Consider the following 22,587-nt stretch of genomic DNA (forward strand, 5'->3'; position numbering starts at 1 on the left):
GGTCCTGAACTGTTTGATTCTCATGCTTGTTCGAAATGACGAAGCTTACCGTTGCTTCTGCTCAAGAACCCGATTGGCAGCCGAAACGATGGCTTCAAGGGACGCCGCGACGATATTGGTGTTGATTCCGACACCGAAGAGCTTGCCGCCCGAATATTCGACTTCGACATAAGCGATCGCCGCGGCATTGGAGCCGTGCTGCAGCGAATGCTCGGAGTAATCGGCAACCGACATATCGATGCCGAGATAGATCGACAGCGCATTGATGAAGCCGTCGATCGGACCTGTCCCCTTGCCCTCGATCCGTCTGGTCTCGCCATCGTCGGTGATCTCGGCGGCAACGACGCGGAGACCCTTGTGTTCGCCGACCGGATAGGTGTGGTGATCGACGAAGCGGATGCGGGCGCCGGGTTGATCGACATAACGCTCGATGAAACGACCATGGATCGCTTTCGACGGCAGTTCCTTGCCATGTTCGTCGGTGATGCGCTGGATGTCCTCGCGGAATTCGACCTGCAGGTTGCGCGGCAGGTTGATGCCGTAGTCGGCTTGCAGGATATAGGCGATGCCGCCCTTGCCGGACTGCGAGTTGATGCGGATGATCGCCTCATAGGAACGGCCGACGTCCTGTGGGTCGATCGGCAGGTACGGCACTTCCCACAATGGCTTGTTGGCAACCTTGATCGCCTTCATGCCCTTGTTGATCGCATCCTGGTGCGAGCCGGAGAAGGCCGTGTAGACCAGTTCGCCGACGTAGGGGTGACGCTCCGGAATGACCATCTGGTTGGAATATTCGTAGACTTCCTTGATCCGTTCGATGTCGGAGCAATCCAGTTCGGGGTCGATCCCTTGCGTGAACATGTTCAAGGCCAGCGTCACCACGTCGACGTTGCCGGTGCGCTCGCCATTGCCGAACAACGTACCCTCGACACGATCGGCGCCGGCCATCAGGCCCAGTTCGGTGGCGGCGATGCCCGTGCCGCGGTCATTGTGCGGATGCAGCGAGATGATCAGGTTTTCACGATTGTCGAGATTGCGGCACATCCATTCGATCTGGTCGGCGTAGATGTTCGGCGTCGCCATCTCGACGGTCGAGGGCAGGTTCAGGATCAGCTTGTTGTCCGGCGTCGGCTGAATGATCTCGGACACCGCGTTGCAGATTTCCAGCGCCACTTCCAGCTCGGTGCCTGTAAAACTTTCCGGCGAGTATTCGAAGCGGAAGCCGCCACCGGCCTTGGCGGCCATGTCGGCGATCATCTTGGCCGCATCGGTGGCGATCTGCTTGATGCCGCGCACGTCCTTGGCAAACACCACGCGGCGCTGCAGCTCACTAGTGGAATTGTAGAAATGCACGATCGGCTTGTTGGCGCCCTGCAGCGATTCGAACGTGCGGGTGATCAGTTCGGGACGGCACTGGACCAGGACCTGCAGCGACACGTCGGCGGGAACATTGCCCTCCTCCACGCACCAGCGGGCGAAATCGAAATCGGTCTGCGACGCGGACGGGAAACCGATCTCGATTTCCTTGAAGCCCATGTCGAGCAGCAGCTGGAACATCCGGGCCTTGCGGTCGTGACCCATCGGGTCGACCAGCGACTGGTTGCCATCGCGCAGGTCGACCGAACACCAGATCGGCGCCTTGGTGATGGTGTTGCCCGGCCAGGTGCGGTCGGGAATATTGATCTGCGGATAGGGCTGGTACTTGACCGCGGCCTCGGGCATGCCCTGCTTGACGGTGTGGGACTTCATGATCATTGCGGCTTCTCTTCATCTGTGAGGCGCATGGCCCGCATGCAATAACCGATCAACGGTCGCATTGCGACGGCAAAATGCTGGCTCTCGGGTTCTTTTCGTATCTGGAATTCACAGGATGCAAGGAGCTGGGGCCGGTGGGCTTTCGGCCACCGGGCGCTCCTTCAAAGAACCCGGCAACCGCGTGTAAGGCCGAGAAGAAGAAGCGATGTGAAGGCGCGCGAACGCTCCGCAAAGGCAATGTGCCCGCGGGAAACCTGTTCGATGATGATGGCGCCTGACTTCAACATAAAGCGGTATATAACCGGAGGCGGAGGCAAGGGCAACCGAGAAAATCCGTGAAGACTCTGCTTTCGGAACGATCGAACGATGATTGGATCGCCAAAGACGAGGACCGGCACGGTGGTTTGGAACTGTGCCGGTTCCCTTGGCGACATCACGTCGTTACCGACGCAGCCACAACGTTGGGTAATGCAATTCCCATAAGCGCAGATGGAGTCGCATCGATCCCTGCATCCCGCCCGGCTTTAAGCTGCGCCATAACTTCAAGCGCTTCCTCAAGTTCAATGCGACGGTTGTCCAGGGGATGAAAATACCAAGGATAAAGGATATAAGCCCCGGCGAACAACTGATCGATTGTCAGGTTGCGCTTACGGCGTGGATTGGGCTGGCGATCGTCGGTGAGCCCCCATCCGGAATAAAACGGGCATCCCAAAGTCGTAACCGTGATTCCGCGCAGCAAAGCCTCGAATCCACCAAGCGACGTGATGGTGTAGACATGGTCGATCGTTTCCAACGCCTGCGCGAAAGGAATGCTTTCGTATACGACGGTCGCAATATCCGCGACCTCCTGTGGGTCAGAGACCTGCAATTTGCCTCCGTGAAGAACATCGGGATGCGGTTTGTAGATAATCTGCGCATCCGGATTTTCGGCCCGGGCCAAGCGCACCGCGTCATTGTTGTTGATCTTCTTTTCGCAGCCGTATTTTATGGATGCATCCGTTTCGACCTGGCCCAGTACGAGAATTCTTTTCCCCGACTTTGGCCCGTAAATATTGTCAATGTCCTGTGGGCTGGCAAAGTTATACTTGCTTAACCCCAGGGAAAGCAGCTTTTCCCTGCACACCGCTGCCCGCTCCATGAGCGTCGCATCGCGTTGAAAGTCGTAGAGCGACAGCAGGGTTTCAAGGTCCGATGGCGAGCGTGCGTCGAAGTAGATGCCTTGACGATCGAAGCAAAGCGACAACGGCTGCTGCCTCTCATTGCCCAATCCGGTGCTTCTGATGAAGCCGTCCTCACAATAGGTTAGCGGTATGCAATGCTCGTTGGCAAAATCATAAACCCACTTGTCGGCCCGGTATCCCCAAGACAAAATCTCGGAATCCGGATTGGACAGCAACAATGACTTGAAATTCTTTTCGAACATGCCCTTGTCAACGCGCATGCCCATAAGAAGCAAAGTTTTCTCCGGAAACCACTTTTTTAGGTAACTCTTCCGATCATCAAAGTAAAAAGCGAAAAGGGGCGGATTATCTAGCTTGGCACCGTTACCTTTGGCGAGGAATTCACTCAGACTTTCAGGAACAGCGTTCCTCGAAGGGATTGCCGTTCCAGGGTTCAACCAATTGCGTTTTTTCGCGGATAATGGCCGCGTTATAGCGCGGTAAATAGTCTTTGCCAATTTTGAAATTTTCATGCTTTCTAACTCTGTTCAGAATCTTAATGGATCGGAACCGTCAATTCCTGAGTTTCCAATTCGTTGGGTATTCGAGGCGTTCGACCGCCTATCATACGTCCGTCAAAACCTTCACCACAATTATGCGGCAGAAAATCAGCAAGCCGGTCGATATCGCCGGCATCGTAATCCAGTACGGGTAGGGAAATGATCCGTTTCCTGACAATGATGCTGATGTTGTATTCATATGTCATGACAACCGCATCGGAGCAATCGTTTCCAGCCATAACCAGTTGGTACAGAATCAGTCCCGCATTCCAGAGACTGACATGACCACCGACAATTGAGTGTTTCAGAGGAGGAACGGTTATTGCGAGCCATTTGTCGTCAGCGGTGAAACTGAGGCATCGCTTGAGAAAGGCATTCGCATCCACTTGATGTTCCAGTACATGGCTGCACCACACCAGATCATATGGCTGCTGCACGGGCAGATCCATGAAATCTCCGATCGTCAATTCGACGACATCACCCCCCTCAAGCTTTGGGACCGTTTCCGATCGCTGAAAGTAGACGGAGCGTCCGTAATCAACGCAATGCACCGATTTGCCCGCAGAAGCAAACTTCTGTGCATGCTGACCACCGCCGGAACCAACGTCGAGTACCCGGGACACATCCGGCAAATCGAGGACGAATGACAGTGCCGCGCCCGCCCGCATCTGACGAAGATCACTCCTGCTTTTGCCTAACCAGGTCGCCGTTTCCAGATCGCGACCAACATCGTCCGATCTTGACTTGCCGTAAGCAAATTGGAGGGTCCGTTTTGCCAGGCCGTATTGACGAGTCATTAAAAGCAGCCTTCCGTAAAAAGCTATCTCTTCCGCCGGAGCGGTTTTGTCGCATTCGAAAAGGGAACAAATAATCCTTGCAGGAGCAATGTTCCCATCTTTTAGCAATTGCCGGACCTTAACGACAGCATTTTTCTTGAGATTTGGAATCGGCATTACCGCTCCTAAAAGTGCCCGTATTTGAGGTTTCAATTCACCAGAACTGTGGCATCCCGTTCGTGTATCCGTGCGGCAACTGGCGACCACCCTTGCATTGTGGACATTGCGAATCTAACTCACTATCAAGTGGTTTTAAACAGGCGGTCGCGTGCCTCTGGAGCAAGCTTGCATGAAAATAGGTTTCGGTTTGGAAAAGAACATAAAACATAGTTGGAACTTTTTTTTCGGTAAAAAGAAATCAGCAAAACCGGTTCGACGCGCGGTTGCGGCTCACAAAAGACCCCCGCTATCGGCCGTCGCCTCAAAAGAGGATTTCGAATTCCTTTTCGAGGACTGGGCTGTATCGACCAATCCCATTGACCTTCCGTCAAAGGAAGCAGGGACAAAAATGGTCGGTTACGTGAGGTGGATACCAGAGCACAGCGACATCTTGATCGCACGGGTCATCGACGCCTGCCCGCATATCAAATTTGTCGATGTCAATATCTTTAAGGGTCAACAGCACCCTGAGATCCGCAGAGCACTGACGCAGGCAGCGGAAAGGGACCCGATCCGGTTCCGCCGGCTGGCCCTGGCTTCGCTGCTTGCATTGCGCACCAAGGGGATTGACGCGATTGTTTTGACACTCGACTGGACTGCCCCCCTTAGAGAAATCGTTTTCGCCTGCAGGAGCATCGGGATTAGGACTATATTGATCCCGCACGAAAGCGTTTTTTCGACAACCGACACTTTCTATTACCAGAAACGCCGCAGAACCAACGCCCCCTTGACGGATCACGTTCTGTGTTGGGGTGAGATGCAGGCGGGAATCTTCGAGGAGAGAGGATATCCGCGATCCCGTATCGTCAAGGTGGGGTCGCCAAAGCTGGACTTCGATTTCAAATATCGTCCGGCTCTCACCAGGCAGCAGTTTGAGCAATTGTTCGGCATCGCTGAAAACGCAAAGATCGTGCTGTTCACGATGCAACCCATGGACAACTATAACGACAAAAAATACGCTAGGCAGCGGCAGGCCTCGGCTATTTCGGACGTTTTGCAATATTGCCACGACCGAGGACACCATCTGTTTTTAAGAACGCCGCCGTCGCGCGAACAAATTCTGCCTGAACATCTACAACTGAGGTTGAACGCAAGCCCGAACGTATCGATCGACGTCGCCGGCGAATATGTCCTGACTCCCGAGGAGACATTGTGCCAAGCCGATCTGGTTGTTTCGGTCAACAGTACAATGCTGTTTGAGGCGCGGCTGATGTCCAAACCCAGCATTGCGATGAAGTATATTGATTTGCCGACCATATGGGAAAATACGGATATCCTCATAGCAACATCAGGACTTCAATTTTCCTTACACGCAGATGAAGCACTGCGATCGAACGATCACCGCATGTCCGAACGTACACTGGAATGGGCGGCAAGTAATTTCTCGAACGAAAAATTTGGTATCGATGGAGAGGCCCTCTCACGTATCCAGCAAAACCTGGACAGTATCCTTCAAGCTCCGCACAACCAGCTTCAGTTGACCACCGCGAACGCGGAGCCGAAGATCGGCAATGAGCTATTCCGACCATCTGCGGTCGTCGTCGCTAAGGACCTTATCGATGAATATGGCGCAGAGAGAATGAAGTCCTATCTCGGGGTCGAACGAGTATTTGCGGCATCCAGCGTGTTTAATGCGGCATCAGGGGATCTCTTTGTACGCTCGCCTAGCATCGATGATCCAAAATTTGAGAGCACTCGTATTGGCCTGGGTCGACCGGTGTACATTCTCAGCGATGAGCAATTGAACGAACTTGCTTCCGTAGCGGCAGTGGAACCACAAAAGTCCAAATCGTTGTTGCAAGATGCTCCCGATATCAGTCGGGCAGAATCCTGATCTATTGAGCCAGAATCCGGCGAGACACGTCCTTCAGGACCATGAACGTAACAAGCATTGCCAGTGGTGACGACGTCGTAGGCAATGCCCGGTGTTGTGGGACGGATACAAGAGCAAATCAGTGAGCCATCTGACGTGCAAAAAATCCAGAAATACCGCAAAGAGGCCAGGGCTGCTGAGCTGAACTTTATGCTGAATGCGCCCTTGGCTGTTTTTATCAACGTCATTTTTCTTTTCCTGTGGGCTGTTAACGGTAGCCCAGCACAGGCAAAGGAGGCTTGCTCGTTACAGAGTGAAGCGCGTCAGCTGACCGGACTGGTTCTGCTGGATCCGGACTGCGAATATGACGAAACCTTTGTCATTTCGCAGTCGCAAACAACATTGGATTGCCGCGGCGCGACGATCAACCTGCAGTACCAACGGGACTTTGGTATCCAAATCAAGGCTGACGCGGGCAAGGTTATCACCGATATCTCGGTCAAAAATTGCATCATCCTGAATGCCGACTCGGCGGGGATAGTGATCGACAACGGCGTGAATGTTGCGGGCCTTAGTGAATCACAACAGATGAATGGCGATGCCGTTCGAGCATTCTCCCCGAAAAGCGTTGTCATTGACGATGTGACCATAGGTGCTGCGAAAAACGCAGGTATTTACATCAAGAAATACATTACCGGGGTGACGGTAAGCAATTCGACGATCAAAGATTCGTATGGCGTGTGCATCTACATCGACGCTTATTCCAAATATAATCAGATTCTCGGCAATGTTTTCGAACACTGCGGTTTTCGAAACCGGACATCCGGAAAAGTAAAAAAAATTCCGAGTTCTTTCCGTGAAGGTCTGGCGATCGATTCTGCGTCTTCAAATCTGATCAAAGACAATGTCTTTGACGGGAACGCAGGTGGTGGAATTTTTCTCTATAAGAATTGCTCGGAGCATAACGCCCAAACCGGCATACGTGTAGAGCCCGCTGCCCATAATGAGATAGTTGGCAACACCTTTATGAATATGCCGGTGGGTGTTTGGGTCGCATCACGCCAAAGCCGCGACTTGTCAAAATCGGATTGCTGGGACAAGTCGCCCTACACTGGGGCGCTGAAAAACCGATATTTCCTCGACCACGCCCCTTCCAACATCATCACGGACAACAGATTCGCCAATCTGACGGAAGTGGGTGTGCGGATAGAGGATGACTTCACGACGATTCGGAACAACAGCTTCACGAATATGCCTGCCCCGACCGAAGTGGGAGCGCAATTCCGCGCAGACTTGTTGAACTCGCCCGTCACAGGTACTGTCGATATCGGCAACACTTTCCGATAGCTGAAGGCTATCGTTTATGGTGTATGGCGGCAAGAATGTTCAGACATCTTCCCGCCAGTCGTCAATGCGAGCCGGATTGAACTTAAGCGACCGGCTCCAGGTCAGTCCGCGTTTGCGGATTTGGGCCGGGACCCCAGCGAGCAAAACGGACTCCTCATCAAACTGACCGTTGACGAAAGATCCAGCACCCACAACGGTATCGGCTGCAATACGTGCGCCCTTGCTGATCATCGCATTTGCACCAATCCAGACGTGGGCGCCGATGGAGACAGATCCGGGCAAATTGGTTCGGGCCTTTGTTGCCCTGTCAATAATCGAGTGTGCGTCCGTCGTTCGGATTTCGATACCGCGCGACAGCATGCACCATTTGCCGATGATGACGTCACAGTTTTCCTGGCAAAGGATGCTCACCCGTTTGGCCGTCGAATGATCGCCGAAATGGACGGTCTGATTATCACCCTTGACGGTGATCTTGCCGTTAAAATCGCAGTTGTTTCCGATGACAACTTTGTTTCCGCTGCCGGTGATGACGATATCTCCAGAAAAAACAGAGTTTTCGCCGATGGAGATGAGATTTTCCGTTCCACCCAGCACCTTGCAGGATCCGGTAACCGACTTGGCTTTCTTTCGTTCTAATTCCGAGCCATCGAGTTGCAATATCAGCTTGCCGAACATTCTTCCTCACTATCTTTTGCGTCCCGAATAACAGCAAACCGTTACAGCTGCAATCCGCTAGCAGGGACGGAACCGCCTGTTATTGGCGCGTGCGTTTGCATTTACCGAGCGAGCAATATCTGGATCAATGCGCTGCCGAGAACATGAAACTCGTTGCAATCGACACGGTTCCCCAAGATCATCCCCTCACTGCTACAGCTCCCGGACAATAAGAAACCCCGCCGGAAAAACCAGCGGGGTCGAAATGCTTCGAATATCCGAAAGGCTCAGATTTCCGCGGCCGACTTCACGATCCGCGAAACGAGACCATAGGTCTTGGCCTCTTCAGCCGAGAGCCAATAGTCGCGGTCCGTGTCCTTGGCGATCTTCTCGACCGACTGACCGGTCGCTTCCGAAAAGATCCGGTTCAGGCGCTCGTTCATCTTGATGATCTCGCGGGCCTGGATTTCGATGTCCGAGGCCATGCCGCGCGTGCCGCCAGAGGGTTGGTGAAGCAGGAAGCGCGTGTTCGGCAGGCAGATGCGCCGCTCCTTCGGAGCCGATACGTAGATCAGCGCGCCGGCGGAAGCGACCCAGCCGGTGCCGATCATCCAGACCTTCGGCTTGATGAACTGGATCATGTCATGGATCGAATCACCGGATTCGACATGACCGCCCGGAGAGCTGACGAAGATACGGATGTCCTCGTCGCTGGCAGCGGCAAGCGCCACAAGCTGCGAGCAGACCTTCTGCGCCAGTTCCTGGTTGATCGTGCCGTAGATAAAGATCGAGCGCGACTTGAAAAGGTTCGCCTCGGTTTCCTTGCCCAAAGGCAGTTCCTTTGCCTTGTCTTCCTCGTCTTCATTCATACGATTCATACGCTCGTCTCCAGCATGATTTCATCTGTCCTGCACATAGTGCAACTTTCCTCCTATAACAATGCGGCCTGCGAGGCAAAGCGGCGCATTGGTAAAAATGCGGCGGCGACATCATCCATTACAAATGCGTAATGCAGGCCCCGCGACGTTGCGCCGCCATGATCGTTGCCTAAATCAGGTTCGTGACGACCGGAACGCACGACAAGAGATGCCGTCCCCGTGTCCCAGGAGAACGATGATGTCACCTGATGAACAAAAACTGCTCGAAGAGCTTTTCGAACGGACCCGCGCAGCGCAGGATACCCAGCGCGATCCGCAGGCCGAAACGCTGATCAACGAGGCCATCCGTGCCCAACCCCACGCCCCGTACCTTCTGTCCCAGGCGGTGATCTTGCAAGATCAGGCACTGCGCTCCGCCGCCGGCCGCCTCAAGGAGCTGGAACAAAGGATAACGGAGCTGGAAAGCCGAAGTGAGCAGCCGCAGAAAAGCGGCGGCAGCTTCCTTGGCGGTCTCGGCGGCCTGTTCGGCAGTCAACCTCCGCAATCCTCTCAACCCGCCTATGCGCAGCAGTCGGCACCCTCCGGCCCCTGGGGGAATGAACAGCGGCCGACCGCCGGTCCGTGGGGCGCAGCTGCCCCGTCTCCCGCCGGCGGCTTCCTGCGTGGCGCGATGGGGACGGCAGCGGGCGTTGCCGGCGGCATGCTGCTTGCCAATTCGCTGACCGGCCTCTTCGGTGGCGGCCATGGCCTGTTTGGCGGAACAGGCGGGCTGACTGGACCACAGGAGGTGATCGAGGAAAACGTCGTCAACAACAATTACTTCGGCAGCGGCGATACGACGCCGGATATCGCCAACTCTGCCGGAAACGACAATTCCCTTACCAATGCCGATTTCAGCGACGACAGCCCGGATTTTTCCGACGACAGCTTCGACGTCTGACCGCCGCTGTCCTCCCGGCAAAAACAACGTTCAAACCGAATACGGGTACAAACCACATCAGTGCCGGAAAAAAGGTGTCGAAACCGTTTTTCCGGCTCTTCGGTATTTGCCGTATGGACAGGTTCACAATCGGCAATAAGATACCGGCGTCATGAATTCGCATCCGGCGGGGCCGCCTCCCACGCTCCCGCCCTTCAGTGGGGACCACAATGAAAAAACGCCTTCTTCTCACGGGCCTGGCCTTCGCCGCCTCCGCAGCGCCAGCCTTTGCCCATCTCGATCCAGCCGGGCATGGTTCGCTGATGGCAGGGTTCACCCATCCCCTGTCGGGCCTCGACCATATCCTCGTCATGATCGCCGTCGGCCTCTGGGCAGCGCAGATCGGCGGCCGCGCGCTGTGGATCGTTCCGTCCGCCTTTGTCGGCACCATGGCCTTGGGTTTCGCGCTGGCGATGACCGGTGTGCACCTGCCCTTCGTCGAGCCGGCCATCCTCGCCTCCGTCGTCGCGCTTGGCCTTCTGGTTGCCATGGCGGTACGGATGGAGACGCTGGCCTGCGCAGCAGTCGTCGGGGTCTTTGCCCTGTTCCACGGCTATGCCCATGGCGGCGAACTGGGTGCCGCCGGCGCTATGCCCTTCAGCACCGGCTTTGTGGTCGCAACAGCACTTCTGCATGCCGCCGGCATCGGCCTGGGTCTTGGCGTCAGCCGGCTCTCGTCCGGCCGGATCATTTCGCGCATCCTCGGCGGCATCACCGCGTTCGCCGGCATGGCGCTGATCTTCAGCTGACACCCACTCTATCCAAATAAAAACGGCGGGCTCAACAACCCGCCGTTTTTCGTTTCAGCCGCGCCCGCGATAGGGCTGAACGCCCTGATCCGGCAACCAAAGGCCTTCCGGCGGTGCGCCGGTCTGCCAGAACACGTCGATCGGAATACCGCCGCGCGGATACCAGTAGGCCCCGATCCGCAGCCATTTCGGCGCAAGCAGATCGACCAGGCGCTTGGCGATATCGATGGTGCAATCCTCGTGGAACGCGCCGTGATTGCGGAACGAATGCAGGTAGAGCTTCAGCGACTTGGATTCGACCAGCCAGCCATCCGGCACATAGTCGATGACGATATGGGCGAAATCCGGCTGGCCGGTCATCGGGCAGAGCGAGGTGAATTCCGGCGCGGTGAAGCGCACCACGAAATCCGTGCCTGCATGGCTGGTCGGCACGCGCTCGAGTACAGCCTCTTCGGGGCTTTGGGGTGCTGCCACATTCTGGCCCAGTTGAGACAGGCCGGAGACATCCGTTTTCGTCATCGTTTCATTCCTTCAATAACCTTCACTCTTATACCATGGGCCTTTTCGCTCTCCGGCTCGACATGGATGGCAATCTTGGCGCCGGGATTGACCTCCCGGATCGCGTCTTCCAGGCGGTCGCAGATATCATGCGCATCGCCGACCGGCATGGCCGCCGGAACCACCATATGAAAATCGACGAAGATGGCCGATCCCGCCTCGCGGGTCTTCAGGTCGTGGACGCCGAGGGAGCCGGTCGCATTGGCGGCAATCGCCTGCTTGATCGCATCTTCCTCTTCGGCGGGAACGGCCTTGTCCATCAATCCGTCGACAGAACGGCTGATCACCTTCCAGCCCTGATAGAGAATGTTGAAGGCAACCAGCACCGCGAGCAGCGGATCAAGCACCGCGTAGCCGGTGGCGATGGCCAGCACGAGGCCGATCAGAACGCCGATCGACGTCACGACGTCGGAGAGGATGTGATGGCCATCGGCCGCCAATGCCGGCGAGCGAAGCGCCCGCCCGGCGCGGATCAGCGTATAGGCCCAGAGAGCGTTGACGATGCCGGCGAGGACATTGATCCCAAGGCCGATAACCGGGGCTTCCATCAGGCGCGGTTCCAGTATGGCCGGCACGGCTTCCCAGACGATGAGCAGCGCCGCCACGACGATCAGCACGCCCTCGATGACTGCCGACAAATACTCCGCCTTGTAGTGACCGAAGGGATGGCCCGCATCGGCGGGTTTTGCCGCATAACCGATAACGACGAAGGCGACGATCGCGGCAACGACGTTGACGATCGATTCCAGCCCGTCGGACAGCAGCGCTACCGAGCCGGTGAGCCACCAGGCGAGCATCTTCAACCCCAGTACGAGGACCGCGAGCGGAATGCCCCAAAACGCCAAACGCTGGGCCTTGTTTCCCTGAGTGTCAGTCGCCATTGCTGGCCCCCATTTCCAATAAAAAGAACCGCCGCGCCATTTCGGGCGCGACGGTTTTCAACCTTGCGTCCATGCTTTGTCAGGCAGCCTTGATCTTCGCCCGCTTGGCCAGGTGCGCCACCACATTCTCGATCATCCGCATGCCGGCGTCGCCGCCGAGCGTCATGATCGATTCCGGGTGGAACTGCACGGCTGCGATCGGCTCCTTCATGTGCTCGATGCCCATGATCGTGCCGTCGTCGCTCTCGGCTGTGATCATGAACTCGCGCGGCAATGTCGAGGGATCGGCGAAGATCGAGTGATAACGGCCGACCGTCACTTCCTTGCCGAGCCCTGAGAAGACAATTCCGGGCTCAAGCACGCGAATACGCGACGGCTTGCCGTGCATCGGAACGGCGAGTTGGCGCAGGTCGCCGCCATAGGCTTCGGCGAGCGCCTGCAGCCCGAGGCAGACGCCGAAGATCGGCAGGTCGCGGGCCCGCGCCTTCTTGATCGTCGCCTTGCAATCGAAGTCCTTCGGCATGCCCGGACCGGGCGACAGCACGACGAGGTCCGGCTTGACGCGTTCGAAGATCTCGTCGGCGACCGGCGAGCGCACGGTGGTGACCGTCGCACCCGTCTGGCGGAAATAGTTGGCCAACGTGTGGACGAAGCTGTCCTCGTGATCGACAAGCAGGATATTGACGCCGGTGCCGACCGAGGCCACGTCGCGGCCGGTGCCGCGGCTGTTGGCGGATTTTGCGTCGCGGATCGCTGCGATCATGGCGGATGCCTTCAGTTCGGTTTCGGCTTCTTCTTCTTCCGGATTGCTGTCGTTGAGCAATGTGGCACCGGCGCGCACCTCGGCAATGCCGTCCTTGATGCGGATGGTGCGCAGTGTCAGGCCGGTGTTCATGTCGCCGTTGAAGCCAACCATGCCGATGGCGCCACCATACCAGAGGCGGGCGCTCTTTTCATGGCTTTCGATGAAGCGCATCGCCCAGAGTTTCGGCGCACCGGTAACAGTGACGGCCCAGGCATGGGAGAGGAAGCCGTCGAAGGCATCCATGTCGTCGCGCAGGCGGCCTTCGATGTGGTCGACCGTGTGGATCAGGCGCGAATACATCTCGATCTGGCGGCGGCCGATGACCTTGACCGAGCCGGGTACGCAGACACGGCTCTTGTCGTTGCGGTCGACGTCCGAGCACATGGTCAGCTCGGATTCGTCCTTCTTTGAATTCAGGAGCTTGAGGATCTGTTCCGAGTCGGCGATCGGGTCCTCGCCACGCTTGATCGTGCCGGAGATCGGGCAGGTCTCGATCCGGCGGCCGGAGACGCGCACGAACATTTCCGGTGAGGCACCGACCAGATATTCCTGGTTTCCGAGATTGATGAAGAAGGAGTAGGGCGACGGATTGATCGCCTTCAGCCGGTTAGAGATTTCCGATGGCTTGCTTTCGCAGCGCTCAAAGAACTTCTGGCCGGGAACGACCTCGAAAAGGTCGCCGCGGCGAAAACTTTCCTTCGCCTTCGTCACCAGTTCGGCATATTCGCCGGGGCGGTGATCGCCATGCGGCGGAATGCTGTCGACGGTGCGGAAAGGTTCCGGCGCGATATCGCCCGCCTTGCCTGCGGTGGTCTTGCCGTCCTTGGCGAAATCGTAGCGGTCGATCCAGGCCTTGGCGGCATAGTGATCGACGACGAGAATTTCGTCGGGCAGGAACAGCACCATGTCGCGCTGGTCGTCCGGACGCTTGAGCTTGAGTTCGATGGCATCGAACTGAAAGGCAAGATCGTAGCCGAAGGCGCCGTAAAGCCCGAGGCTGGAATCCTCCTGCGAATAGAACAGGCTGGTCACCGCACGCAGCACCGTGAACACCGTCGGCATCTTCGAGCGTTCTTCTTCGGTGAAGACCCGGTCCGGCATGTTGATCGTCAGGTCAAGACGGCGGGCCGTCGAGGCACCGAGCGTGATGTCCGCAATCCCGGCAAGATGGTCGGAAATCATCGACAACAGCGCTTCGCCGCGCTCGTTATAGGCATCGATCCACAGCGAACGGCCGAAGGAGGAGATGGCGAGCGGCGGATCGATGATCGCCGTGTCCCAGCGGGTGTAGCGGCCCGGATATTCGTAGTTGGAGGAAAAGACCGCGCCTCGGCGTTCGTCGAGCCTGTCGACATAGCTGGAGATCGCTTCGCCGTAAGGGGCCTCGCGCCGCCGGCGGGTGACGGAAATGCCGCCCTTGGTGGTATAGGCTTCCGCGCCGTCTGCAAGAATTGTCGTCGCCATCTGTCGCTCCGTTCAGGCCCGTCATTCCTGCGGCCCGAATACAAAAAAGCCGCCTCGAAACTTCCGGGCGGCTTGTCGTCTCAATCACGCATGACTGGTCAAGGCCGCTTTAGCGAGCCCACCACCAGATTGCAATGTTGCGTGCCTGTGTCATGGCGGAATTGTTAGCGTGAGACGCAAGATTGTGCAAGCGGCCACCTGCGGAAAAATAAAAGTCCGTTTTCCGCAGCGCTTTTACGCCTCCTAGCCAGGTAGCCTGGTCAACATGTGCGCCTGTACGCCCTTCGGATCGGCCGCGAACGCTGCTGCGACATTGCGGGTCAGCTCGCCCGGGAAAACCTCTTCCACACCGGTCTCGACAGCATCGAGCGTTTCGCTGACAACGTCAATCGGTTGCAGGCGCGGCTCCGGCAGGTTACGGCCCATGTCGGTTTCCACCTGCACCGGCATCGTGGCGACGACCTGCGTGCCCTGGCTCTGCAATTCTGCCCGAATGGAACGGCTTGCGGCCAGACCGGCTGCCTTTGACGCCGAGTAGGTACCGGCCGAGGGCAGTGTCACCAGAGACAGGAAGGACAAGACATTGACGATGCTGCTCTGCGGCACCTTGGCGAGGATCGGTGCGAAGGCCTTCGACAGCGCCAGCACGCCGAAATAGTTCACGTCCATTTCCTGCCGGGCGATCGAAATGTCAGACGCGGAGATAACCCCCTGCCCGCCGGCAAAACCGGCATTGTTGATCAGCAGCGTGACATCGGTTGCCTCTTTCGCGGCTTCCGCGACATCCGCCGCTTTGGTCACATCAAGCTTGAGCGGCACGAGGCGAGCAGGATCGACAGCAACGAGATCGGCAAGCGAAGCCGGATCGCGGGCACCGAGATAGATCTTGCTTGCGCCACGGCGCAGCAGTTCGGTGACGAATTCGCGGCCGATACCGCGATTGGCGCCGGTGACGAGAGCAACGGCATTTTCGATTTTCTGCGACATGATTTTTCTTTCTCTCAATGTGCACGTGCACTTTTTTGTTGATCGGAAAAGCCGAGGGATTCCGGCCACTTTCACTTTTTCCGGCTCCGATGCCTGCCGGATCGGCGAGAGCATCTGGCGCAATTCGTCTGCGCGCTTTGCTCCAACAGTTCTACTTGTCGGATGTCATTTGACGGCGATAACGACCTTGCCCTTCGCACGACCCGTTTCGACATAGGCCAATGCCTCGTTGGTCTTTTCGAACGGAAAAATCCGGTCCATCACCGGGCGTATGACGCCTGCCTCGATCAGGGCGGTGATCTTTGCGAGCTGTCCGCCATTCGCCGTCATGAAGAGGAAGGAATAGCGGATTCCCCGGCGCTTCGATTTCCGCCTGATTCCTGAGCTCAGCAGGCGCATGATCTGTTGCAGCAGCCAGCCGAAACCATTCTCCTTTGCGAAATCCGGATCGGGCGGACCGGAAATCGAGATCAATTTCCCGCCGGGCTTCAGCACGGCAAGAGACTTCTCCAGCGTGTCCTTGCCGAGGCTGTTCAGCACGACGTCGTAGCCCTGCAGCACCGTCGCAAAGTCGTCCGTCTTGTAGTCGACTACGACGTCTGCGCCGAGACTTTTGACGAGATCGATATTGGCTGTGCTGGTGGTCGTCGCCACATAAGCCCCGAGATGCTTGGCAAGCTGGATCGCCATCGTGCCCACACCGCCCGAGCCGGCATGGATCAGCACTTTCTGCCCCTTCTGCACGTTGGCCCGCTCGACCAGCGCCTGCCATGCCGTCAGGGCGGTAAGCGGAATGGAGGCGGCCTCTTCCATGGTCAGGTTGGCGGGCTTCAAGGCGACATCGGCCGCGTCCATGGCAATATATTCCGCGAAAGTCCCGATGCGATCCTGCGCCGGACGCGCGTAGACCTCATCGCCCGGCTTGAACTGCCGGACCTTGGCCCCGACCCGGACCACGACACCGGCAACATCGTTGCCCAGCACCAAAGGAAGGCGGTAGGGCAGGATGAGCTTGAACTCTCCGTCCCGGATCTTGCTGTCCAACGGGTTCACTCCGGCGGCATGGATTTCCACCATGACGTCGTTGTCCTTCATAGCAGGCAAAGGACTTTCGCCGAGCCGCAGGGCGCCGCTTTTCTTGTAGCGATCGATCATGAATGATTTCATCAGCTTAACTTTCATTTTCATGGCGAGCGAGCAGTGCCGTCAGACCGGCAGGCGGAACTGCTTGCGTAAGCTCTTGTCGAATATCTCTGCGGGGGCAAACCGGCGCAATATGCTGATCTGTCTGGCTGCCTTGCCGGCGGTATAGCGCCGTCGCGGACGGGCATCGGCCGCGGCCTTGACGACCACATCGGCGACCACATCCGGCAGATCGGCTTTGGGCATCACATCGCGAAAGAGCGCGTCCACGTCGGCTCGAGCACGATCATATTCCTTCAGCAGGGAATCAGGCTTGATCCCGTTCTGGTCGAAGACAGTACGCACAAAGGCCGGCTCGATCACCGAGACGCGAATATTGAAGGCACGCACCTCGTGATCCAGTGATTCCGAATAGCCCTCGATTGCGTGCTTGGCCGCTGAATAATAAGCCGAATAGGGCGCAGGTATGAAGCCCAGGACCGAGCCGATGTTGATGATGCGCCCTTTGCCGCGCCGCCGCATCGACGGCAACACCGCATTGGTCATGCGGATGACGCCGAACAGATTGACGTCGAACAGGGCTTGCACCTGTGCGACGGAGGATTCTTCAGCGCCCCCTATGAGCCCGAGACCGGCATTGTTGACGAGAAGATCGATCCGCCCCGCGCGGCTGAGAACCTCATCGACGAGGCTCTGCACCGATGCGTCATCGATCACGTCGCAGACCAGCATCGTGATCCCATCCGATGTATCGGGCATCGGCTTCCGGCTGGTGCCGAAAACACGATAGCCATCGCGCCGCAGCGCTTGTGCCGTTGCCAGTCCAATCCCGGAGGAAGCACCCGTCACCAGGGCGATGCCGCGTTCTGTCTTGTTCATTGCGTTCAACTTTCATTTTGTCGTGGAACATCGATGAACAATCAGTTACTATGATTTTAGTAGTAAGTCACTATCAAAAAGATATCAACATGAAGAATCTTTCGAACCAACCATGCCTGATCGCCCGCAGCCTTGCCATTGTAGGGGACGCATGGAGCATGCTGATCATGCGGGATGCCCATACGGGGCTGACCCGCTTCGATGAATTCCGCAAAAGTCTGGGTATCGCGCCGACGATGCTGACGGCGCGGCTTTCAGCCCTAACCGACGATGGGCTGCTGGAAAAACACCGCTATTCCGAGCGTCCGCCACGGGACGAATATCTGCTGACGCAGGCCGGCCGCGACTTTCTGCCGGTGCTGTTTGCGATCGGCGCGTGGGGACGCAAGCATCGCAGCGGCGGCGAGGTGACGCGGTTCTTCGACGCCGAGACCGGAACGGAGATCGATGCCGTCACCATCGACCGCGTCACCGGCGCTCCGGTCGGAACACGTCCCATCCGGATCGGCGCACCGGAATAATACCAAGCCTCGACAAATGCCCTGAAGGAACTCCATGGGCAGTGAAGCGATGCCTTGCGGCTGCAATGCAACCCTTCACCGCCCGAATGCGTTGTGAAACCGTGACCCTGCCGCCGCTGGCAGAACCGGAGTTCGTTCATGCACCTTCGAATCATCGCCTCCCTCCTGTCGATCCTCCTGCTTTCAAGCGCCGGCCTTCCCGAAAAAGGTCCCCTCCCCGAACAAAAGCCGGCAACAACAGAGACGGCGAAACCGGCGGAAAAAACGGAGAAAAAGGCGAAGGAAGACCCTCTGCCGTCCAAGGACGAGAAACCGGCACAGACATCGCCGGAGACCAAGCCTTCGCCCGACACGCCTTCTATAGAGACGCCTGAAAGCAAACCCGAGCCGGTGCTGACGATTGCGCCGGAGGACGGCAAGGAATATGCCGCCTGCCTGACGGCGTTGAAGGAACTCGGCGCCACCTTTCGCGAGGAAAAGCGGATCGATGACGGCAAGGGCTGCGGCATCGACAAACCATTGACGCTCCAGACCGTCCTTCCCGGCATCACGCTGAAGCCCGAAGGCAAGATGCGTTGCGAAACGGCGCTGGAACTCGCCCGCTGGACCAAGGACGCGGTCCTGCCTGCTGTCAGGGCAGCCCTCGAAAACGAAGGCCCACTGACCACGATCAATCAGGCATCAAGCTATATCTGCCGGTTGCGCAACAATGCAAAGACCGGGAAGATCTCCGAACACGCGCGCGGCAATGCCATCGACATCGCCTCCTTCACCTTCAAGAGTGGCAAATCGATCGAGATCCAACCGCGCGACGAAGATTCGACACTAGCCGGTGCCTTCCAGCGCGCGGTGACCGCGACCGGTTGCCTCTATTTCGAAACCGTGCTCGACCCCGGCAGTGACGAAGCCCACGAGGACCACCTGCATTTCGACGTGATCGAGCGGAAAGGCGGATACCGTTACTGCCGGTGAGACATCGTCACACATCATCCGGCTTTGGCTTGATAAAGATAGCATCCGGCAGCCACATCTGGCTTGCGCGAAGGCCGAGCGCACCCCATCTGTCTGAGATCGTTGGACTTGCCCCCGGCACCCAAGACAAGGAATTCTCCATGCCTGTTTCCATGTTCAAACTGTCGGTACCGGTGTTCATTCGCGGTCTGAACGTTCTTGCCGCACTTCTCGACAAGGCCGAGTCCCACGCGGCCGAAAAGAAGATTCCGCTGGACGATTTGTTCGGTGCCCGGCTTGCCCCCGATATGCTGCCGCTTTCCGGCCAGATCCAGCGCGTCAGCGACACCGCCAAGAACGCGATCGGGCGCCTGACCGGCGTTCCCGCGCCAAGCTTTCCGGATGAGGAAAAGACCTTTGCCGAACTTCGCGAACGCATCGCCAAGACGATCGCCTTCCTCGAAACCGTCAAGCCGTCCGATTTGGAGGGCAGCGATGGCCGCGACGTCACCATCAGTTTCGGCAAGTTGAAATTTACCTTCACTGGCGACGATTACGTGCTGAAATTCGCACTGCCGAATTTCTTCTTCCATGTCGCCACCACCCACGACATCTTGCGCAACAAGGGCGTGGCGGTAGGTAAGGTCGACTACCTCGGCGCTTACAGCTGAGGCGAAAGCTGCTGAGGGCCTGGGGCCGTGCATATGCCACGGTCCTCATGATTGGTCCTAAAACAGCCCTTCGATAAAACCCTGCTCGTTCAGGAAAATCTTCTCCGACGACGGCACCTTCGGCAGGCCCGGCATGGTCATGATCTCGCCGGTAATGACGACGACGAAGCCGGCGCCGGCCGACAGGCGAACCTCGCGGATGGGCACGGTATGCCCGGTCGGCGCGCCGCGCAGATTAGGGTCGGTTGAGAATGAATACTGTGTCTTGGCCATGCAGATCGGCAGGTGGCCGTAGCCCTGGTCTTCCCATATCCGGAGTTGATCCCGTACAGACTTGTCGGCGATAACCTCGCCGGCGTGATAGATGTCCTTGGCGATGGTTTCGATCTTGTGGAACAGCGGCATGTCGTCGGGATAGAGCGGCGAGAACTGAGAACGGCCGTTTTCGGCCAGCGCCACGACCTTGCGGGCCAGATCCTCCATGCCTGCAGAGCCCTGCTCCCAGTGTTTGCAAAGGATCGCTTCGGCACCCAGGGTCGCGACGTAGTCCTTGATCGCCCGGATCTCGGCCTCGGTATCCAAGGTGAAATGATTGATCGCGACGACCACCGGCACACCGAATTTTTTGACGTTCTGGACATGGCGGCCGAGATTGGCGCAGCCCTTCTTCACGGCGTCGACATTCTCCTGGCCGAGATCTTCCTTCTTTACACCACCATTCATCTTCATCGCGCGCGCGGTCGCAACGATCACCGCTGCATCGGGCTTTAATCCAGCCTTGCGGCACTTGATGTCGAAGAACTTTTCCGCACCGAGATCAGCGCCGAAACCGGCTTCGGTGACGACATAGTCGGCAAGCTTCAACGCCGTCGTCGTCGCCACCACGGAGTTGCAACCGTGTGCGATATTGGCGAACGGGCCGCCATGCACAAAGGCCGGATTGTTTTCCAGCGTCTGCACGATATTCGGCTGCATCGCATCCTTCAACAATACGGCCATGGCGCCGTCGGCCTTGAGATCGCGGGCAAAGACCGGCGTCTTGTCGCGCCGATAGGCGATGATGATGTCGCCGAGGCGCTTTTCGAGATCCTTGAGATCGGTGGACAGGCACAGGATAGCCATCACTTCCGAGGCGACGGTGATATCGAAGCCGGTCTCACGCGGAAAACCGTTGGCAACGCCGCCAAGCGAGCCGACGATATGGCGCAGCCCCCGGTCGTTCATGTCCATCACGCGGCGCCAGGCAATACGGCGGATGTCGATATTCTGCTCGTTGCCCCAGTAGATGTGGTTGTCGATCAGCGCCGACAGCAGGTTGTGAGCGGACGTGATGGCGTGGAAGTCGCCGGTGAAATGGAGGTTGATATCCTCCATCGGCACGACCTGCGCATAGCCGCCGCCAGCCGCCCCGCCCTTGACGCCGAAACAGGGGCCGAGCGACGCCTCGCGAATGCAGACGACCGCCTTCTTACCAATGCGATTGAGCCCGTCGCCGAGACCGACGGTCGTCGTCGTCTTGCCTTCGCCCGCCGGCGTCGGATTGATCGCCGTGACCAGGATCAGCCGGCCGTCCTGTCTGCCTTTCTGTTGTGAGATGAATTCGGCGCTGATTTTCGCCTTGTCGTGGCCGTAGGGAAGCAGATGTTCGGGCGGGATCCCAAGCTTTGCGCCAATCTCGAGGATCGGTTTTTTCGTCGCTGCGCGGGCTATTTCGATATCGGACTTGACCTCGGCCATATGGTGTCTCTCCCCTTCCACCGTTTTTTTATCTCGACGCATATGAGCGTGAAGCGAACGTATTGGCCACACCCTACTTTGCCGCCGGGTACGCCAAAAACGACAAATCACCTTTTCTCAGCGACAAATCGCATATGGCAGGCGAACATGCTCGCTATGGCTTCGGGGAGTTCGCCGGCCCCGGGATCGTCTGAACAGACATCGTCGCCCTGCAGTTGTCAGCGGGAACTTCGTTCCTGCAGATAGCGGAGGCCACAAGCATGTCGACCGTTCCGGATCGGGTGATGAGCTTCAGCTGCAACAATTCGTTTTCGGGGAGTTGCCGCATCTCGCTGGCCGGAGTACTCAGCATGGCATCCAGAGTAGCGGTGCGGATGCCCATCTCGCCGAAATATCCAACCAGCTTGTTTCGCATGGCCTTGCTGAGTTTCGTTGTGGTGCGGGTTTTGGTGGGACCGCGGCTTGCGACCGTTCGATCGAGAATCTTCTTTTTGCCATTCACGATCCGATAGCGCGTCTGGTAGGTGACCTTGGCCTCCCGATAGACGGTCGTCACCTGATGGACGCCGACATAGGACCACTGGCTGGCGAGGCGTTCGATACCCCCGGCGAGCATCAGCGGACAGGCCGAAACACAGAACGCACCCCCGGAATAGGCATTTCCGGAATAGACGCCCTGATTTTGGGGAAGCAGCTTGCAATCGGGATCGCGCGGTTTGCATCCCTTGAAGCGGGTTAAAGACACCGCGGTATCAAGTCCTTTCGCCCGGATCATCCGCCCCATGGCGATGGCCGCATCGACGTCGCCGCCGGGCGAATTGATCAGGATGGGAAGCCGCCGCTTCCCCGCCTGTTTCAAAATCCGCTTCAGCCCGGAAGGGGAATTGCCGACGATCTTGCCTTCGGCGAAGATCCATTCCGGACAATTGGGTTCGCATGCGGGCGCCGCATTCCGCACGATGGAAAAGACCATGGCCTCCTTGTCCGGCTGAGCCGCACCGGCAGGCGCCGGAATTGCGAGGACAGACAGAGCAATCAGCGCGAATACCCATCCGTGCATCTGCGACAATATTCTCAGCGAAACCCTCTGCCGCCGATCC

General features: G+C 57.7%; 20 protein-coding genes. 7 read left to right on the top strand and 13 right to left on the bottom strand.

Annotated elements, in window-relative coordinates; all coding sequences use genetic code 11:
- Positions 1 to 45: 45 nt before the first annotated feature.
- The 3 genes from leuA to J2Z75_RS22900 all read right to left on the bottom strand — a co-directional run bounded on the left by leuA (position 46) and on the right by J2Z75_RS22900 (position 4,428).
- On the bottom strand, positions 46 to 1,755 hold the full coding sequence (gene leuA, locus J2Z75_RS22890; RefSeq protein WP_209855095.1) for a 2-isopropylmalate synthase: 1,710 nt from the start codon (positions 1,753 to 1,755) through the stop codon (positions 46 to 48).
- Positions 1,756 to 2,188: 433 nt separating this feature from the next.
- A complete protein-coding gene (locus tag J2Z75_RS22895; protein ID WP_234937513.1) occupies positions 2,189 to 3,448 on the bottom strand; it encodes a capsular polysaccharide export protein, LipB/KpsS family in 1,260 nt (419 codons plus the stop codon).
- A gap of 23 nt (positions 3,449 to 3,471) precedes the next feature.
- Positions 3,472 to 4,428, bottom strand: a complete 957-nt coding sequence (locus J2Z75_RS22900; RefSeq protein ID WP_209855096.1) for a class I SAM-dependent methyltransferase — start codon at positions 4,426 to 4,428, stop codon at positions 3,472 to 3,474.
- A 172-nt stretch (positions 4,429 to 4,600) separates the two neighbouring features.
- Here J2Z75_RS22900 and J2Z75_RS22905 point away from each other — a divergent pair, with 172 nt between their 5' ends.
- Positions 4,601 to 6,304 carry a hypothetical protein gene (locus tag J2Z75_RS22905; RefSeq protein ID WP_209855097.1) on the top strand — a complete coding sequence of 568 codons (1,704 nt, stop codon included), beginning with the start codon at positions 4,601 to 4,603 and terminating at the stop codon, positions 6,302 to 6,304.
- Positions 6,305 to 6,439: 135 nt separating this feature from the next.
- Positions 6,440 to 7,630, top strand: coding sequence for a right-handed parallel beta-helix repeat-containing protein (locus J2Z75_RS22910; RefSeq protein ID WP_209855098.1), 1,191 nt, complete (start codon positions 6,440 to 6,442; stop codon positions 7,628 to 7,630).
- Positions 7,631 to 7,669: 39 nt separating this feature from the next.
- On the opposite strand, the gene J2Z75_RS22915 is transcribed toward J2Z75_RS22910, so the two are convergent.
- Together J2Z75_RS22915 and J2Z75_RS22920 are read right to left on the bottom strand one after the other, a co-directional pair.
- On the bottom strand, positions 7,670 to 8,305 hold the full coding sequence (locus J2Z75_RS22915; RefSeq protein ID WP_209855099.1) for an acyltransferase: 636 nt from the start codon (positions 8,303 to 8,305) through the stop codon (positions 7,670 to 7,672).
- 266 nt (positions 8,306 to 8,571) lie between these two features.
- Complete coding sequence (locus tag J2Z75_RS22920; protein ID WP_407692808.1) at positions 8,572 to 9,153, bottom strand: ATP-dependent Clp protease proteolytic subunit; 582 nt, start codon at positions 9,151 to 9,153, stop codon at positions 8,572 to 8,574.
- Positions 9,154 to 9,400: 247 nt separating this feature from the next.
- Here J2Z75_RS22920 and J2Z75_RS22925 point away from each other — a divergent pair, with 247 nt between their 5' ends.
- Both J2Z75_RS22925 and J2Z75_RS22930 read left to right on the top strand, forming a co-directional pair.
- Positions 9,401 to 10,102, top strand: a complete 702-nt coding sequence (locus J2Z75_RS22925; protein WP_209855101.1) for a DUF2076 domain-containing protein — start codon at positions 9,401 to 9,403, stop codon at positions 10,100 to 10,102.
- A gap of 209 nt (positions 10,103 to 10,311) precedes the next feature.
- Positions 10,312 to 10,890, top strand: coding sequence for a HupE/UreJ family protein (locus J2Z75_RS22930; protein ID WP_209855102.1), 579 nt, complete (start codon positions 10,312 to 10,314; stop codon positions 10,888 to 10,890).
- Positions 10,891 to 10,944: 54 nt separating this feature from the next.
- Here J2Z75_RS22930 and queF read toward each other — a convergent pair whose 3' ends face one another.
- The 6 genes from queF to J2Z75_RS22960 form a co-directional block, all read right to left on the bottom strand.
- A complete protein-coding gene (queF, locus tag J2Z75_RS22935; protein ID WP_209855103.1) occupies positions 10,945 to 11,409 on the bottom strand; it encodes a preQ(1) synthase in 465 nt (154 codons plus the stop codon).
- Positions 11,406 to 12,329 carry a cation diffusion facilitator family transporter gene (locus J2Z75_RS22940; RefSeq protein WP_209855104.1) on the bottom strand — a complete coding sequence of 308 codons (924 nt, stop codon included), beginning with the start codon at positions 12,327 to 12,329 and terminating at the stop codon, positions 11,406 to 11,408. The genes queF and J2Z75_RS22940 overlap by 4 nt, the downstream gene beginning before the upstream one ends.
- Before the next feature lie 79 nt (positions 12,330 to 12,408).
- A complete protein-coding gene (locus J2Z75_RS22945; protein ID WP_209855105.1) occupies positions 12,409 to 14,598 on the bottom strand; it encodes an anthranilate synthase in 2,190 nt (729 codons plus the stop codon).
- Between the two features lie 243 nt (positions 14,599 to 14,841).
- A complete protein-coding gene (locus tag J2Z75_RS22950; RefSeq protein WP_209855106.1) occupies positions 14,842 to 15,585 on the bottom strand; it encodes an SDR family oxidoreductase in 744 nt (247 codons plus the stop codon).
- Between the two features lie 165 nt (positions 15,586 to 15,750).
- On the bottom strand, positions 15,751 to 16,752 hold the full coding sequence (locus J2Z75_RS22955; RefSeq protein ID WP_209855107.1) for an NADP-dependent oxidoreductase: 1,002 nt from the start codon (positions 16,750 to 16,752) through the stop codon (positions 15,751 to 15,753).
- A gap of 39 nt (positions 16,753 to 16,791) precedes the next feature.
- Positions 16,792 to 17,607, bottom strand: coding sequence for an oxidoreductase (locus J2Z75_RS22960; protein ID WP_209855108.1), 816 nt, complete (start codon positions 17,605 to 17,607; stop codon positions 16,792 to 16,794).
- An 89-nt stretch (positions 17,608 to 17,696) separates the two neighbouring features.
- Between J2Z75_RS22960 and J2Z75_RS22965 the strand changes: the two genes are divergently transcribed.
- From J2Z75_RS22965 to J2Z75_RS22975, 3 genes are all read left to right on the top strand, one after another.
- On the top strand, positions 17,697 to 18,128 hold the full coding sequence (locus tag J2Z75_RS22965; protein WP_209855109.1) for a winged helix-turn-helix transcriptional regulator: 432 nt from the start codon (positions 17,697 to 17,699) through the stop codon (positions 18,126 to 18,128).
- A 138-nt stretch (positions 18,129 to 18,266) separates the two neighbouring features.
- Positions 18,267 to 19,100: an extensin-like domain-containing protein gene (locus tag J2Z75_RS22970; protein ID WP_209855111.1), complete on the top strand. Its 834-nt coding sequence runs from the start codon at positions 18,267 to 18,269 to the stop codon at positions 19,098 to 19,100.
- 140 nt (positions 19,101 to 19,240) lie between these two features.
- Complete coding sequence (locus J2Z75_RS22975; protein WP_209855113.1) at positions 19,241 to 19,750, top strand: DUF1993 domain-containing protein; 510 nt, start codon at positions 19,241 to 19,243, stop codon at positions 19,748 to 19,750.
- A gap of 57 nt (positions 19,751 to 19,807) precedes the next feature.
- Here J2Z75_RS22975 and J2Z75_RS22980 read toward each other — a convergent pair whose 3' ends face one another.
- Complete coding sequence (locus J2Z75_RS22980) at positions 19,808 to 21,487, bottom strand: formate--tetrahydrofolate ligase (RefSeq protein ID WP_209855115.1); 1,680 nt, start codon at positions 21,485 to 21,487, stop codon at positions 19,808 to 19,810.
- 154 nt (positions 21,488 to 21,641) lie between these two features.
- A complete protein-coding gene (locus J2Z75_RS22985) occupies positions 21,642 to 22,547 on the bottom strand; it encodes a COG3904 family protein (protein WP_209855117.1) in 906 nt (301 codons plus the stop codon).
- Between the last annotated feature and the right edge of the window lie 40 nt (positions 22,548 to 22,587).

The organism is Rhizobium herbae, from assembly GCF_017873135.1.
GTDB lineage: Bacteria > Pseudomonadota > Alphaproteobacteria > Rhizobiales > Rhizobiaceae > Pararhizobium > Pararhizobium herbae.

What these genes read in the sequence shown, in the direction of transcription:
- J2Z75_RS22945 (WP_209855105.1), bottom strand. Translation starts at nt 14,598, where the DNA reads ATGGCGACGACAATTCTTGCAGACGGCGCGGAAGCCTATACCACCAAG.
- J2Z75_RS22905 (WP_209855097.1), top strand. Translation starts at nt 4,601, where the DNA reads ATGAAAATAGGTTTCGGTTTGGAAAAGAACATAAAACATAGTTGGAAC.
- J2Z75_RS22985 (WP_209855117.1), bottom strand. Translation starts at nt 22,547, where the DNA reads ATGCACGGATGGGTATTCGCGCTGATTGCTCTGTCTGTCCTCGCAATT.
- J2Z75_RS22955 (WP_209855107.1), bottom strand. Translation starts at nt 16,752, where the DNA reads ATGAAATCATTCATGATCGATCGCTACAAGAAAAGCGGCGCCCTGCGG.
- J2Z75_RS22975 (WP_209855113.1), top strand. Translation starts at nt 19,241, where the DNA reads ATGCCTGTTTCCATGTTCAAACTGTCGGTACCGGTGTTCATTCGCGGT.
- leuA (WP_209855095.1), bottom strand. Translation starts at nt 1,755, where the DNA reads ATGATCATGAAGTCCCACACCGTCAAGCAGGGCATGCCCGAGGCCGCG.
- J2Z75_RS22950 (WP_209855106.1), bottom strand. Translation starts at nt 15,585, where the DNA reads ATGTCGCAGAAAATCGAAAATGCCGTTGCTCTCGTCACCGGCGCCAAT.
- J2Z75_RS22915 (WP_209855099.1), bottom strand. Translation starts at nt 8,305, where the DNA reads ATGTTCGGCAAGCTGATATTGCAACTCGATGGCTCGGAATTAGAACGA.
- J2Z75_RS22980 (WP_209855115.1), bottom strand. Translation starts at nt 21,487, where the DNA reads ATGGCCGAGGTCAAGTCCGATATCGAAATAGCCCGCGCAGCGACGAAA.
- J2Z75_RS22970 (WP_209855111.1), top strand. Translation starts at nt 18,267, where the DNA reads ATGCACCTTCGAATCATCGCCTCCCTCCTGTCGATCCTCCTGCTTTCA.
- J2Z75_RS22960 (WP_209855108.1), bottom strand. Translation starts at nt 17,607, where the DNA reads ATGAACAAGACAGAACGCGGCATCGCCCTGGTGACGGGTGCTTCCTCC.
- J2Z75_RS22965 (WP_209855109.1), top strand. Translation starts at nt 17,697, where the DNA reads ATGAAGAATCTTTCGAACCAACCATGCCTGATCGCCCGCAGCCTTGCC.
- J2Z75_RS22900 (WP_209855096.1), bottom strand. Translation starts at nt 4,428, where the DNA reads ATGCCGATTCCAAATCTCAAGAAAAATGCTGTCGTTAAGGTCCGGCAA.
- J2Z75_RS22920 (WP_407692808.1), bottom strand. Translation starts at nt 9,153, where the DNA reads ATGAATGAAGACGAGGAAGACAAGGCAAAGGAACTGCCTTTGGGCAAG.
- J2Z75_RS22940 (WP_209855104.1), bottom strand. Translation starts at nt 12,329, where the DNA reads ATGGCGACTGACACTCAGGGAAACAAGGCCCAGCGTTTGGCGTTTTGG.
- J2Z75_RS22930 (WP_209855102.1), top strand. Translation starts at nt 10,312, where the DNA reads ATGAAAAAACGCCTTCTTCTCACGGGCCTGGCCTTCGCCGCCTCCGCA.
- queF (WP_209855103.1), bottom strand. Translation starts at nt 11,409, where the DNA reads ATGACGAAAACGGATGTCTCCGGCCTGTCTCAACTGGGCCAGAATGTG.
- J2Z75_RS22895 (WP_234937513.1), bottom strand. Translation starts at nt 3,448, where the DNA reads ATGAAAATTTCAAAATTGGCAAAGACTATTTACCGCGCTATAACGCGG.
- J2Z75_RS22925 (WP_209855101.1), top strand. Translation starts at nt 9,401, where the DNA reads ATGTCACCTGATGAACAAAAACTGCTCGAAGAGCTTTTCGAACGGACC.